The sequence below is a fragment of the Marinobacter sp. SS21 genome, assembly GCF_028369065.1.
Lineage (GTDB): Bacteria > Pseudomonadota > Gammaproteobacteria > Pseudomonadales > Oleiphilaceae > Marinobacter.
Map to the genome: position 1 here is coordinate 45531 of NZ_JAQNDA010000008.1, position 13886 is coordinate 59416.

Genomic DNA, 13886 nt, shown 5'->3' on the forward strand with positions numbered 1-13886 from the left:
CCGACAATCCAAGGATCCGATTAGTGACGATGTTGAGTGGTGCGATCAAACGAGTCAGTGTCAGTGTGTTGATGGCTGTCGTGCTGGCAGGCTGCGTGACCACAACGGACAGCCGTTTTGCCCGCGAAGCCGATAAAGAGAAGGCCCTGAGCAGCTATGTTCAGCTGGCCACTGCCTACGTCGGCCAGGGCAATATTGATCGGGCGCGGATTCATCTGGACCGGGCCCTGGAGCTGGATGCTGAAAACTCGGGCGCACTCTCGGTGATGGGGCTGGTCTACCAGTCTGAAGGAGAATTCGATCTGGCCGAGGCATCCTTTCAGCGGGCCCTGGCTTCGAACCCGAACTACACACGGGGACGCGTATTCTATGGCGCTTTCCTGTTTTCCCAGCAACGATACAGTGATGCCAGCACCCAATTCCGTCGGGCGACACTGGATACCGGGTATCCGGAGCGCGCCTCGGTCTTTTTCAATCTTGGCTTGACGGAAGAGCGGCTGAACAATGTGGACGCGGCAGCCGTGGCCTATCGCCGTTCCGTCGAGCTGAGCCGAGGTCATGCGAATTCGTTGTTGGCGCTCTCGCGCATGCTGATCGAGCAGGGCAATTATGACCAGGCCGCTGGCTATTACAATCGCCTGACCACTGCGATGAGGCGGAATCCGGAGATGCGGCATTCGCCTCAAAGTTTATTGGCCGGTATCCGGATTGCCCGTTTTTTCAGCGATCATGACCGGGAGTCCAGCCTGGCACTGTTGTTGAAGAATGAATACCCTGATTCAGCCGAATACCAACAATATAAGGTGTTGAGTTCAGATGTCGAATGATGAAACTGGCGTCCAACCAACGAGCAATCCGTCCATTGGCAGTCAGTTAAAGGCTGCGCGTGAGGGCAGGGGGTTGCAAGTAGCGGACATCGCAAGGGGTCAGCATCTACGCCCTGCGGTGATCCAGGCCATCGAGAGTGGCAACTTTGGTGAGATTGGCAGCGAGCTGTTCCTCAAGGGCTACGTCAGAACCTATGCCAGCCAGGTGGGACTTGACGCCCAGAGCCTGATTGCCCAGCTTGATACCGAGCTGGAACCGTTGCGGCGTGAGCGGGAGCAGGAGCGCCAGAGCCATCCGTTGGTGACCATTGAAGAGCGCAAGCATCGCAAGCGCCGGCTCGTCCGGGGCTTGCTGTTTCTGGTGTTCGCCATGGTGGTTGGCTTTCTGAGTTACAAGCTGGTGATCGAGGACATCGATGGCAGCGGCAGCCCGGTGGCCACCGAAGAGAGCGCTGACGATAGCGACGCCACCGTGCTAAGCGAAAGCGACGACAAGGTCGAGCCGATGGCGTCAGAGCCCGACAGTGGCCCGTTTACGGAGCGGGCAGCGGACCCGCAGCCAGCGGTTGAGGAGGTGCAGGCGGTAGAGGCTGTTGAGGCCCGGGCGCCCCCGATTGAGGATGTAGAAACGGACGTGGCGTCCGTGCCGGTCCAGCCTGAGCCGGAACAAGCGCCTGCGCCCGCCGAACCCAGTGCCCCGGCGGCAGTGCCGGTTGAATCCGCTCCCTCCGCAGCACCAACGGCCGTGGCGAGTGGTCAAGTGAATTTGCAGCTGACCTTTTCGGCGGATTGCTGGGTCCAGGTGACCGATGCCGCCGGCCGACGGCTGGCTTCCAGGTTGCGACGGTCCGGTGAACGGTTGGATGTATCCGGGACGCCTCCGTTGCAAGTTGTTATTGGCGCGGTCGACGCAATTGACTCCATTCGGTTTCAGGGACAGGCTGTCGATCTGAGCGATTATCGTGTGGTCAACAATCGGACTGAGTTTTCGCTGGGTAATTAAGATCGCGAAACTGTCATCGCCGAACTTTCTTTGAATATTTTGGTTGCTCCAATATGAAACAGGAATCACCGATTAAACGGCGCGTATCGCGCCAGATCATGGTAGGCAATGTTCCCGTTGGTGGTGATGCGCCCATCGCGGTGCAGAGCATGACCAACACCAATACCTGCGATGTCCAGGCCACCGTCAACCAGATTCGGGCGATTCAGGATGCGGGGGCCGATATTGTCAGGGTGTCCGTGCCGTCCATGGAAGCGGCGGAAGCGCTTGGCCAGATTCGTCAGCAGGTCACCCTGCCGCTGGTGGCGGATATTCATTTTGACTACCGCATCGCGCTCAAGGTCGCCGAACTCGGGGTGGACTGCCTGCGCATCAACCCTGGTAATATTGGTCGTGAGGACCGGGTTTCGGCGGTTATCAGTGCCGCACGGGATCGCAATATTCCCATTCGAATCGGGGTGAATGCCGGCTCCCTGGAAAAGGACCTGCAAAAGAAGTACGGCGAACCGACACCGGACGCGCTGGTGGAATCCGCCATGCGGCACATCGATATCCTTGATCGCCATGACTTCCAGGATTACAAAGTCAGTTTGAAGGCCTCGGAAGTGTTCATGACGGTGGCCGCCTACCGCAAGATTGCGTCCCAGATTGAGCAACCGTTGCATTTGGGCATCACTGAAGCGGGCGGATTTCGTTCTGGTACGGTCAAGTCCGCGATTGGCCTGGGCATGCTGTTGATGGATGGAATCGGCGACACCATCCGGGTGTCCCTGGCGGCCGATCCGGTGCAGGAAATCAAGGTTGGCTACGACATTCTCAAGAGCCTGCGCCTGAGATCTCGCGGCATCAACTTTATTGCCTGCCCAAGCTGTTCCCGTCAGAACTTCGACGTGATCCAGACCATGAACGATCTGGAAGCCCGCCTCGAAGACGTCAATACCGCGCTCGATGTGGCTATTATCGGCTGTGTGGTGAACGGGCCAGGCGAGGCCAAGGAAGCGGATGTCGGCCTGACCGGTGGCAGCCCGAAGAACCTGTTCTATCTGGCGGGACGTCCGGACCAGAAGCTGGACAACGCTACCTTGACCGACGACCTTGAACGCCTGATCCGCGACGAGGTCGCCCGTCGGACCGAGCAGGAAGCGGCCATCATAGCGCGCTCCGGCGACTAGGGCCGAATACCTCGTCACATCGCAAACAGTATTCGAACGAAAGGTTATCCCTTGGCAAAGATTCAGGCTATTCGCGGGATGAATGACATCCTGCCCGAACAGACTCCGGTTTGGCAGTACGTAGAGCAAACGGTACGGCAGGTGCTTGGCAGTTACGGCTACCAGGAAATCCGCATGCCGGTGGTGGAACAGACCGACCTGTTCAAGCGCTCGATTGGTGAAGTCACTGACATCGTCGAAAAGGAAATGTACACCTTTGAGGACCGCAACGGCGATAGCCTGACGCTGCGTCCGGAAGGCACGGCTGGCTGCGTTCGTGCCGCCGAAGAGCATGGCCTGTTGTTTAACCAAACCCGGCGTCTCTGGTACATCGGGCCCATGTTCCGCCACGAACGGCCGCAGAAAGGCCGATATCGACAGTTTCACCAGATTGGCGTGGAATGCTTCGGCATGGACGGGCCAGATATCGACGCCGAGCTGTTGGTGCTGACCGCCCGGTTGTGGCAAGCGCTGGGCCTGGCCAGCCACACCCGCTTGGAAATTAACTCCATTGGCACCTCGGAGTCCCGTAAACAGTACCGCGAAGCTCTGGTGGCCTACCTGTCGGACTACCATGACCAGTTGGATAGCGACAGTCAGCGTCGTCTGAGTACCAATCCACTGCGCATTCTTGACAGCAAGAGCGCAGAGACCCAGGCGATCCTGGCGGACGCTCCAAGGCTGGACGACTACCTCGACGACGAGTCTCGGGTGCATTTCAGTCGTCTCCGGGCTCTGCTGGACGCTGCCCGAATCGAGTACACCGTCAACCCACGCCTGGTGCGCGGTCTCGACTACTACGGCAAGACGGTTTTTGAATGGATCACGGATAGTCTCGGTGCCCAGGGCACTGTGTGTGCAGGCGGCCGCTATGATGGTCTGGTGGAACAGCTCGGTGGCAAACCCACCGTGGCGGTTGGCTTTGCCATGGGCCTGGAACGGCTGATCCTGATGCTCGAAACACTGGATCTGGTGCCCGCGCACGTTAACAACGATGCCGATGTTTACGTCACCGCGTTGGGTGACAGTGCGGTAGCCGCGGCCCAACAGCTCGGTGAACAGCTGCGGACCGCACTGCCGGCGTTAACGGTGATCACCCATTGCGGCGGTGGCAGTTTCAAAAGCCAGATGAAGAAGGCAGACCGAAGCGGCGCCCAGGTGGCGTTGATTCTGGGAGAGAATGAGGTGCAGGCCGGCACGGTGGGGCTCAAGCCGCTGCGTGCCGAGGCTGCCCAGCTGGAAGTACCGCAATCCAATGTGGTCGAAGCGCTGACGAAACTGCTTGACCACTAAATACGCGAGACCGAGGGTCGGCTGACCCTTACGCCAGAATAATTGACGATAACAGGAGACAGCATGGCCGAGTTGCGTACCGAAGAAGAACAGATTCAGGCGATCAAGAACTGGTGGAAGAAAAACGGCAGTTCACTTCTGATCGGTATCGGTGCCGCATTGGCAATTGTGTTCGGTTGGCAGGCCTGGCAGAAGCAACAGGACCAGCAACGTAGCGCAGCAGCAGCGGAGTTTGCCAACCTGTTAATTGCCTACAGTGACCAGGCTGATGAGAGTCGCGCTGAGACCGTCAGCTATGTCGCATCCCAGTTGCAGGAAGAGTTCGAGGACAGTGCCTACGCCATCTATGGAACGCTGATTCTGGCGCAACTGCAGCTGGTTGAGCTTAACGATGACAGCGCCGCGCTTGCCTCATTGCAGTGGGCTCATGAACGCGCCGCCGGCAATCCGGCCCTGGAGCTGGTGGTACGCAGCCGCCTGGCTCGAGCTCAGCTGGCTAACGGACAACTGGATGAAGCCTTGGCAACCGTGCGCGACGCCAGTAACCCCAGCAGCTTCAAGGCGCTGTTGGCGGAGCTGGAAGGCGATATCCTGATGGCTCAGGGCGATCAGGAAGCCGCCGGTGAGGCTTATTTGCAGGCGCGTCAGGCGAGTCGCACCGGACGCAATGGTGTACTGGAGCTGAAACTGGCGGATCTGGGCATCGGGGAGGGCTCTTGATGCTCAAGGCGCTAAGCCGTAGTGGGTTGCTTGGACTGGTAGGGCTGACCGCGATCGGCCTGGCCGGGTGCAGTTCCCGGGATACGTTTGAGCAGCCCGCGCCGGTGCCGGAGATTGTCGACAGAGTCGAGTTCGACGAGATCTGGGATATGCAGGTGGGCGAGGGGCATGACGAGCAATTGATGCAGTTGGGGCCCCTGGTTGCCGATGATCGTGTTTATGCCGCTGCGGCGGACGGTACCGTCGTCGCCGCCACCATTGAGACGGGCAAAGTACACTGGTGGCAATACCTCGATACCAGCCTGCTTGCCGGCATTGGTGGTGATCAGCAACGACTTTACCTGGTGACCGGCAACGCCGAGCTGGTTGTTCTGTCCATCACGGACGGTTCGGTGTTGTGGGAAGCGGCACTACCGAACGAGGTCATCGCCTCGCCCCGATCCAACGGGGACATCGTGGTGGTGCAGACGGTGGACGGAAACGTACTGGCGTTCGACGGTGCCTCGGGCGAGAAACGTTGGCAGTATGACGGTGTGGTTCCGGTCCTGAGCCTCAGAGCATCGGCACCGCCGCTGGTGGGTAGCGACATGACGCTGGTGTCATTTTCCAGCGGACGCCTGTTTGCGCTGGCATCGGACACTGGCCAACCGCTTTGGCAGTACACCGTCGGTGAGCCTCAGGGGCGTACCGAACTTGAGCGATTGGTGGACGTGACCAGCGAGCCCCTGGTGTTGGAGTCGGCGGCATTGGTGACCGGCTATCAGGGCAAGTTGGCGTTGGTGGATTTGCGAACCGGACAGGAAATCTGGAGCCGTGCGAGTTCCAGCCTTCACACGCCGGCCATCGCAGACGGGAATATCTATGTCTCGGAATCCAATGGTCATTTGGTTGCCTACGAGGGTTCCAGCCGACGCGCCATTTGGACCCAGGATAAACTGGCCTGGCGGCAGCTTAGCCGGCCTGTGGTGTTCGACGATTACCTGGTGGTCGGAGATTTTGAAGGCTATATCCATATACTGGCTCGGGACGATGGCCGCTTGCTGGGACAGCTGGAGTACGATGATGAAGGCCTCTGGATCCCCATGCAGCGCCTGCAGGACAAGTTGTTGGTATACGGCAACAGCGGCAAGCTGAGTCTGTTTGAATTAAACGAGCGCGACTGAGCGCCACCGGCCGGGGAGTTCTGCCCCCGGCCTTCCCATATCTGGATACGCGAACACTATGACGCCTGTTATTGCCCTGGTGGGTCGGCCCAATGTCGGCAAATCGACTCTGTTCAATCAAATGACCCGCTCCCGGGACGCGCTGGTCGCTGACTTCCCAGGCCTGACCCGTGACCGGAAATACGGTGAAGGTAACTATGAAGGGCAGCGTTTTATCGTCATCGATACCGGCGGTCTCACCGGAGACGAGCAAGGTATCGACGCCGAAATGGCGCGGCAATCCCTGCAGGCGGTTGAAGAGGCCACCATCGTTCTGTTCTTGGTGGATGGCAAGGCCGGGCTGACGGCAGGGGATGAGCTCATTGCCGCTCACCTGCGCCGGATGGGCAAGCCGGCTCACCTGGTGGTCAACAAGACCGATGGCCAAGATCCCGATGTGGCGGCCAGTGATTTCTACAGCCTTGGCTTCGAGTCTCCATTTCTGATCGCCGCCTCCCATAACCGGGGTATTCGCTCCTTGCTGGAAGCGTTGTTGCCAGACATCGAGGCCGAAGCGGAAGAGGACTTGGCGCATAAGTATCCCGGTATCCGCATCGGTATTGTCGGCCGCCCCAACGTGGGCAAATCCACCCTGGTTAATCGCATGCTGGGTGAGGACCGGGTGGTGGTCTACGACATGCCCGGTACCACGCGGGACAGCGTCTACATTCCTTACGAGCGGCAAGGTAAGGAATACACCCTGATTGATACCGCCGGCGTTCGGCGCCGCAAGAATGTGCGCGAGGCCGTCGAGAAGTTTTCCATCATCAAAACCCTTCAGGCCATCGAAGATGCCCATGTAGTGATTCTGGTGATCGATGCCCGGGAGGGGTTGGTCGACCAGGACCTCCATCTGATCGGCTTTGTCCTGGATGCTGGCCGGTCACTGGTCATCGCGGTCAACAAGTGGGACGGCATGGATCAGGAAGATCGAGCCCGGGTCAAAGAGCAGGTCCAGCGCCGGCTGGAGTTTCTCGATTATGCCGATAAGCACTACATCTCGGCATTGCACGGCTCCGGCGTCGGGGTTATGTACGAGTCGGTGGCTGACTGTTATGACTCGGCTATGGCGAAGTGGCCCACCAACCGACTGACCGCAATTCTTCAGGATGCCAGCGCCCAACATCAGCCACCGATGGTACACGGTCGTCGCATTAAACTGCGTTACGCTCACCAGGGCGGCTCCAATCCGCCGATTGTGGTGGTTCACGGCAACCAGACCGATGCCCTGCCAGGGGCCTACAAACGTTATCTGGAAAACACCTTCCGCCGGGTCCTGAAAGTAACCGGGACGCCAATCAGGTTCGAATTCCGCAGTGGCGAGAACCCCTACGCGGGTAAGGTCGACCGCCTGACACCTCGTCAGAAGGTCAAAAAAGATAACGATCTTCGCAAGGGTAAACGGGTGAAGAAGGTCCGGATGAAAAGCAAGAAGCGGCCATAGGGAGAGCGGCATCGCGCCGGCCCGACAATACTCTGCAAGACGCCCGGCCCAGCTGGGGTCAAGACCTGGCCCAACCGCGATCACTGAATACCCGATTTATCGCGATTGGGCCCAGCCTAAGGCCTCGGTGAGGCCTTAATCACTCAAGTCTGCTGTTGGGGAGGTGATCACCTCCCGGCATCCGCCACCTGCTTGGCCTGTACTGCGGTCAGCGCAATGGTGAATACAATATCGTCCACCAGGGCACCCCGCGACAGATCGTTCACCGGCTTGCGTAAACCTTGCAACATGGGGCCGATGCTGACCACGTTGGCGCTGCGTTGAACGGCCTTATAGGTGGTGTTGCCGGTGTTCAGGTCAGGGAATACGAATACCGTCGCCTTGCCGGCCACCGGGCTATCGGGAGCCTTGCTTTTGGCAACGCTGGCGATGGCAGCGGCATCGTATTGCAGTGGTCCATCGATGAGAAGGTCCGGCCGGCGCTGTTGGGCGATGCGAGTTGCCTCTCGCACCTTGTCCACATCGTCTCCGCTACCGGACTCCCCGGTGCTGTAGCTGATCATCGCGACCCGTGGTTCAACACCGAAGGCTTGGGCGGACTCGGCACTTTGAATCGCGATGTCAGCGAGGGATTCTGCATCAGGGTCTGGATTGATGGCGCAGTCGCCATAGACCAGCACCTGCTCCGGCAGCAGCATGAAGAAAACCGAAGAGACTACCCGCGCATCGTCATGAGTCTTGATCAGCTGCAAGGCCGGGCGCACGGTGTTGGCGGTGGTGTGAACCGCGCCGGAGACCAGGCCATCGGCCTCATCCATGGCCACCATCATGGTGCCCAAAACCACATTGTCTTCCAGCATCGCCTCAGCCATATCCGGCGCCAAGCCCTTATGCCGGCGCAGCTCCACCATGGATTGGATATAGCGCTCGCGCACGCTGTCCGGATCGATGACTTCCAGATCATCCGGCAGGGCGAAGCCCTGGGTTTGGGCTACGGCGGCAATCTCCTGGCGATCACCGATCAGAACGCAATGGGCCAATTGACGCTGGTGGCAAAGGATCGCGGCCTGCACGGTACGGGGTTCGTTGCCCTCTGGCAGTACGATGCGCTTGCTTGCCGCCCGGGCTCGTTCCGAGAGTTGATAGCGGAACGCCGGTGGCGACAGTCGACGCTGGCGCTGAAGGCTCAGGTGTTGCTGCAGCCATTCGGTGTCCAGATTGGTGGCCACGGCTTCCATGGCCTGTTCCACGCGCTCGGGGTCATCCACGGGAATTGACGGCGCCAGGCCAGCCAGCTTCTGGGCGATTTCGAAGGTGTTGGCGTCGGTGGCAAGAATGGGCAACCCGGTTTCGAGAGCCTTGCCACACAGGGTCAACACCCGTTCGTCCGGGGACAGGCTACCGGTAAGCAGCAATCCGGCCAGGGGCACGCCGTTCAGGGCGGCGACAGCGGTGGCCAGGATAATGTCGTCCCGATCACCGGGAGTTACCACCAGGGTGCCTGGCAGCAGGGTGTGGGCCATATTGCGAATGGATTGGGCGCAGACGGTGACTTTGCGTACCCGCCTTGTGGCGAGCTGGCCCTGATGAAGCACCGGGCAGTCGAGTTCGCGGGCAATGTCGAAAACCCGGGGCGAGAGCAGCTCGGGCTGCCAGGGGATCATTCCCAGCAGGCGGAAACGCTGGCTGCTGAACACCTTGCACTGATTTGCATAGTCAGGAACCTGCTGGCTTAGCTCCGCATTGATCCGGGGGCTAAATTCCGGCCGCTCGGGTTCACCGACCTTGTTGAGGATCACGCCGATCACATCGGGATCGCTGGGCGCGGCGAACAGTCTGGCGGAGAAGTCCAGTTGTTCATCCAACGCCTCCGGCGCGGCGTCTTGCGGAGCGCTGACCAGGATAACCTCAGCGCCGAGGTTGCGAGCCACTTCCACATTTAGACGAGCGATGTAGGCTTCGCTGCGGTCTGGCACCAGGCCTTCGATGATCACCACATCGACGGCGCTGGCCACTTTCTGGTACTGGGCCACCACGTCTTCCATCAGGAAATCGGCTTTGCCCTGGTTGAGCAATTTTTGAGCGCGTTTGAGGTCGATGGGCGTTGGCGGCACGAGCTCACTTTGAGCGCTGATAAACGTGACGGAGGCATCTTCGCTGCCCGGTGAGTACAGGCGCCCGTTGCTGTCCGGTTGGGAAAAGGGTTTGAAAAAGCCTACGCGCACACCGACCCGGTCGAGGGCGCGATGCAGACCCAGGCATACCGAGGTGAGACCGCAGTGCAGCGCGGTGGGTGCGATAAAGAGATTCTTGGCCATCGTTTTTCCTTAACTGTGTGGCAATTTTATGGCGAGGTGGTGGCTGGCCTAGTGCGGGCCGTAGCCCCTGTCACGGGCGGCCTGAGCGATGACCAGCTCCTCGTTGGTCGGGACGACCAGTACTGGAAATCGACTGCTCGCCTCATGAATTCGGTGCTCATTGTCCCTGCCATGGGACGAGTTGGCTGCCGAATCCAGTTTGAATCCGAGCAGGGCCAGGTGATCGAGGGTTGCGGCACGGACGCTGGCGCTGTTCTCGCCGATGCCTCCGGTAAATACCAAGGCGTCGAGTCGGTCGAGCGAGGCCATCATGGCACCGATGTACCGGGCCAGGCGGAAGCAGAATACCTCAATAGCCAGCGTTGATGGCGGGTGTCCTGCTTTGGCGCGCTCAGTGAGAGTGCGCATGTCATTGGTTGCTCCTGACAATCCCAGCAGTCCGCTCTCCCGATTCAGAATTCGGTTTATCTCTGCGGTACTCAGGCCTTTGCCCATCAGGAAGTCAAACAGTCCGGGATCAATGTCGCCGCTGCGGGTTCCCATCACCAGACCTTCCAGCGGCGTCAGCCCCATGCTGGTGTCGACGCTTCGACCGTTGCGGATCGCGGTGATGCTGCAGCCGTTGCCCAGATGAGCGGAGATAATCGATGTCTGATCCGTAGGCTGCTTCAACAGGCGTGCAGCTTCGTTGGCCATGAACTGGTGGCTGGTACCGTGAAAGCCATAGCGGCGAACGCCCCAGTCGCGGTAAAAGCGGGTTGGCAGCGCATAATGAAAGGCTTTGGGCGGCAGGCTTTGATGAAAAGCGGTATCGAATACCGCCACCTGGGGTACGTCGGGAAACAGCGCCCGAGCGGCATCAATGCCGATCATATTGACCGGATTGTGCAGTGGCGCCAGCGCCGAACAGCGGTCAATGGCCTGGATCACCTCGGGTGTGATCAGGGCCGCGTCGGTGAAGGCTTCGCCTCCGTGCACGACGCGATGCCCGATGGCCACCGGGGCGGACTTGAGGATGCCGACAGACCGAAAATGCTCAATCAACGTGACCAGGGCCATGTGGTGGTCGGCGTTGGCGGGCAGCGCCAGCGCTTGTTGGTCGACGGTGCGTGCCTTGGCGCTGGCTTCTTCGGAGTTTAGCCGTTCAGCCAGTCCATGGGCGAGGCTGTTCAGATCGCTGTCAAAAACAGCCAGCTTGAGCGACGAACTGCCGCAATTGACCACAAGAATGTTGTCATCCATGAGATAACCTTATTGATCTAACGAGGGGTTACATCTGAGCCCGGTAATTGGAGCGTAGCCAATCTTCAAACTCAAGTTGCGGGGAAGGGCGGCTATAGTAATAGCCTTGGGAATAATCGCAGCCCTGTTCTCTGAGGAAGTGGGTTTGGTCTTCTTCCTCCACGCCTTCGGCGATGACCTGCAAGCCCAGGCTATGGGCCATAGTGATGATCGCCTTGACCAGAGAGGCGTCGTCTTGTTCTTTCATCACATCGCGAATGAAGGATTTGTCGATTTTCAGGGTGTCGAATGGATAGCTCTTCAGGTAACTGAGTGCGGAATAACCGGTGCCGAAATCGTCCACCGACAAGCGGACTCCTTCTTCGTCGAGTCGGGACAAAATGTCGGAGGTTTCGATGGTGTTGTCGAGGAGCAATCGCTCGGTGATCTCGAGCTCCAATCGGCGTGGGTCCAGCCCGGTATGCCGCAACGCCCGTAGCACCGCATCGACAAAGCCGGGGTCCCGGAACTGGCGGGGTGAAACATTAACGGCAATGCCCAGCTTGGTCCCGGTGGCCTGCTCCCAATGGACCGCGGACGCACAGGCCTGTTCCAGCACCCACTCGCCAATCGGAATGATCAGACCGGTTTCCTCCGCGAGCGGAATGAACTTGTCCGGCATCACCGTTCCCATGGTTGGATTGTTCCAGCGCAGCAGGGCCTCAGCCCCACTCAGCATGCCGGTGTCGGTCTGAACGATGGGTTGGTAGTAAAGCTCGAACTCGTTGAGCTCCAGCGCACGTCGCATGCGGGACTCGATCTGCAGGCGCTCGTGGGAGACTTCCTTCATTTCCGGCGCAAAGCGCTCGTAGGCACTTTTGCCCTTGTTTTTCGCCTGATACATGGCCGCATCGGCATGTTGCAGCAGATTCCCGCTGTTGTCCGAATCGGTGGGATAAATGGCGATCCCGATGCTGGTGGTCACGAAGACTTCCTGGTTTCCCAGGAGGAAGGGCGAGGCAAAAGTCTGCAGAATCCGGTCCGCCACCTGGGAGGTGGAGTCGGCCCCTTGCAATCCGGGCAATACCACCAGGAATTCATCGCCGCCGAGCCGGGCAACGGTGCTGGTGCCCCTGAGGGAACTGGAAATTCGCCGCGCCGCTTCGATCAACAAATTGTCGCCCGCGTCGTGGCCCATGGTGTCGTTGATGTGTTTGAAGTTGTCCAGGTCCAGGAACATGACGCCTACCAGGGTGTTTTCCCGTTTGGCTTGAGCCAGCGCCAGTTTCAGTCGGTCCAGGGCCAGCATCCGGTTGGGCAAGCCGGTGAGAATGTCGTAGTTGGCCTGGCGCAGCAGCTGTTGTTCATAGCGTTTTCGGATGCTGATGTCTTCACCGAGGATCAGGTAATTGGTCACTTGGCCGTCGGAGTCTTTGATGGGGGTAACAATCAGCTGTTCCCAGAAACGCTCACCACTCTTGCGAATGCTGTTGGACTCGCCTTGCCAGACTCCGACCCGCTGCACCTGTAACTGAATGGCCTGCCAGAGCTGACGGTTTTCCCGCTGCAGGAAGGGGTCGTCTGTAAGCATGCCGGGGTGCTTGCCGGCCATGCTCTCGGCGTCGTATCCGGTCAGTTGGGTAAACTTTTGGTTTACAAACTCAATGCGCCATTGGCGGTCACAAATGATGACCGAGGACGGGCTTTGCTGGATTGCCTTGGACAGCTTGCGAATCTTGTCGGCGTCCCGGGATTGTTTCTCCAGATCCTGCTGCAGTCGCGCTCGCATGTGGTTGATGGCCTCAGTCACTTGCGAGAGTTCATCAATCCGGTTTACCTCGGTATCGGGCCGATCCAACTTCAGGGGCTGATTGAGATTGCTTAGGGAGAAGTTACGGGCATAGTTCGCCATGGCCGACAGATGGCGAGTGACAAAGTACTGGAAGATCCACACGATCAGGATCGAAATGAAGAAAGTTTTCAGGAACTGGGTGGCCAGGATTACCAGGACTTGGCGTTGCATCTTGGCGTAAATCTGGTCCAGACTGGCGGTAATTTTCATGTCACCCAGTTTGAACACCTCGTCTCCCTCATGAACGAGGGTGAAACTGTGCTCCCGAATAGCGGCTGCGCGGGGAACTTCGCCCAACACAATCTCGGAACTGGGAGAAATGCGCAAACGCAGTTGCACGATGTCCGGCAGACTCAGTATTCCTTCCATCTGAATTTCAAGCAGTTTCTGGTCGAGCGCCCAAAGGCTACGTGACAGGCTGCTGGAATAACTGGTCTCGACGACCGCCATGCGTTCCTCGATCACCGAGACGTCTTTGCGAAAGTCACTGTAGATCTGGATGCCGGAGGCCAGCAGGGTGAACAAAGAGCTGAAAAGCAGGATATAGGCAAGCAACCGAAACGACAGCGGAGATCCGGTCCGGAACTGTTGCAGGCGACTCGACAGTTTTTGCATGCCGTTTATTGAGCTAGCGTCCAAAGTTGCAAGCGAAGGTGTTGCTGATTTCTTGGAGGGGAGGTCGTTTGGCTGCACCGGAACAACGCCTCACCATAACCGATTTCTATCGAACTATAGCAGCAGCGCGACGCAAGTGCTCTAGGAAAGTAGGATTTTTGTATTCTCTGCCGGTCGTGA

Annotated in this window: 10 protein-coding genes; 7 read left to right on the forward strand and 3 right to left on the reverse strand. The window is 58.9% G+C overall.

Going from position 1 to position 13886, the window contains the following annotated elements:
• The first annotated feature begins 29 nt into the window (after window positions 1–29).
• The 7 genes from pilW to der all read left to right on the forward strand — a co-directional run bounded on the left by pilW (window position 30) and on the right by der (window position 7700).
• Window positions 30–827 carry a type IV pilus biogenesis/stability protein PilW gene (gene pilW, locus N6L25_RS12065; protein ID WP_271980937.1) on the forward strand — a complete coding sequence of 266 codons (798 nt, stop codon included), beginning with the start codon at window positions 30–32 and terminating at the stop codon, window positions 825–827.
• The gene (locus N6L25_RS12070; protein WP_271980621.1) at window positions 817–1830 is read left to right on the forward strand and encodes a RodZ domain-containing protein; all 1014 of its coding nucleotides are present in this window, start codon (window positions 817–819) and stop codon (window positions 1828–1830) included. Before pilW ends, N6L25_RS12070 begins: the two co-directional genes overlap by 11 nt.
• A gap of 53 nt (window positions 1831–1883) precedes the next feature.
• Complete coding sequence (gene ispG / locus N6L25_RS12075) at window positions 1884–3002, forward strand: flavodoxin-dependent (E)-4-hydroxy-3-methylbut-2-enyl-diphosphate synthase (protein WP_271980623.1); 1119 nt, start codon at window positions 1884–1886, stop codon at window positions 3000–3002.
• A 78-nt stretch (window positions 3003–3080) separates the two neighbouring features.
• On the forward strand, window positions 3081–4334 hold the full coding sequence (hisS, locus tag N6L25_RS12080; RefSeq protein WP_442915241.1) for a histidine--tRNA ligase: 1254 nt from the start codon (window positions 3081–3083) through the stop codon (window positions 4332–4334).
• Window positions 4335–4397: 63 nt separating this feature from the next.
• Complete coding sequence (locus tag N6L25_RS12085; protein WP_271980628.1) at window positions 4398–5054, forward strand: YfgM family protein; 657 nt, start codon at window positions 4398–4400, stop codon at window positions 5052–5054.
• Complete coding sequence (gene bamB / locus N6L25_RS12090; RefSeq protein WP_271980630.1) at window positions 5054–6217, forward strand: outer membrane protein assembly factor BamB; 1164 nt, start codon at window positions 5054–5056, stop codon at window positions 6215–6217. Before N6L25_RS12085 ends, bamB begins: the two co-directional genes overlap by 1 nt.
• Before the next feature lie 58 nt (window positions 6218–6275).
• Window positions 6276–7700, forward strand: coding sequence for a ribosome biogenesis GTPase Der (der, locus tag N6L25_RS12095; RefSeq protein WP_271980632.1), 1425 nt, complete (start codon window positions 6276–6278; stop codon window positions 7698–7700).
• Between the two features lie 167 nt (window positions 7701–7867).
• Here the strand turns inward: der and pta are convergent, their stop codons facing one another.
• Genes pta through N6L25_RS12110 form a run of 3 tightly spaced genes read right to left on the reverse strand, consistent with a single transcriptional unit; the run spans window position 7868 to window position 13706 of the window.
• Window positions 7868–10018: a phosphate acetyltransferase gene (gene pta / locus N6L25_RS12100; protein ID WP_271980634.1), complete on the reverse strand. Its 2151-nt coding sequence runs from the start codon at window positions 10016–10018 to the stop codon at window positions 7868–7870.
• Window positions 10019–10066: 48 nt separating this feature from the next.
• Window positions 10067–11260 (reverse strand): acetate/propionate family kinase, encoded by a 1194-nt coding sequence (locus N6L25_RS12105; protein ID WP_271980636.1) that lies wholly within the window; start codon window positions 11258–11260, stop codon window positions 10067–10069.
• Between the two features lie 28 nt (window positions 11261–11288).
• Window positions 11289–13706: a bifunctional diguanylate cyclase/phosphodiesterase gene (locus N6L25_RS12110; RefSeq protein ID WP_271980638.1), complete on the reverse strand. Its 2418-nt coding sequence runs from the start codon at window positions 13704–13706 to the stop codon at window positions 11289–11291.
• Window positions 13707–13886: the final 180 nt, after the last annotated feature.

Excerpts from the sequence above, each read along its gene's own strand:
- pilW (WP_271980937.1), top strand. The coding sequence starts at position 30 with ATGTTGAGTGGTGCGATCAAACGAGTCAGTGTCAGTGTGTTGATGGCT.
- N6L25_RS12070 (WP_271980621.1), top strand. The coding sequence starts at position 817 with ATGTCGAATGATGAAACTGGCGTCCAACCAACGAGCAATCCGTCCATT.
- ispG (WP_271980623.1), top strand. The coding sequence starts at position 1,884 with ATGAAACAGGAATCACCGATTAAACGGCGCGTATCGCGCCAGATCATG.
- hisS (WP_442915241.1), top strand. The coding sequence starts at position 3,081 with ATGAATGACATCCTGCCCGAACAGACTCCGGTTTGGCAGTACGTAGAG.
- N6L25_RS12085 (WP_271980628.1), top strand. The coding sequence starts at position 4,398 with ATGGCCGAGTTGCGTACCGAAGAAGAACAGATTCAGGCGATCAAGAAC.
- bamB (WP_271980630.1), top strand. The coding sequence starts at position 5,054 with ATGCTCAAGGCGCTAAGCCGTAGTGGGTTGCTTGGACTGGTAGGGCTG.
- der (WP_271980632.1), top strand. The coding sequence starts at position 6,276 with ATGACGCCTGTTATTGCCCTGGTGGGTCGGCCCAATGTCGGCAAATCG.
- pta (WP_271980634.1), bottom strand. The coding sequence starts at position 10,018 with ATGGCCAAGAATCTCTTTATCGCACCCACCGCGCTGCACTGCGGTCTC.
- N6L25_RS12105 (WP_271980636.1), bottom strand. The coding sequence starts at position 11,260 with ATGGATGACAACATTCTTGTGGTCAATTGCGGCAGTTCGTCGCTCAAG.
- N6L25_RS12110 (WP_271980638.1), bottom strand. The coding sequence starts at position 13,706 with ATGCAAAAACTGTCGAGTCGCCTGCAACAGTTCCGGACCGGATCTCCG.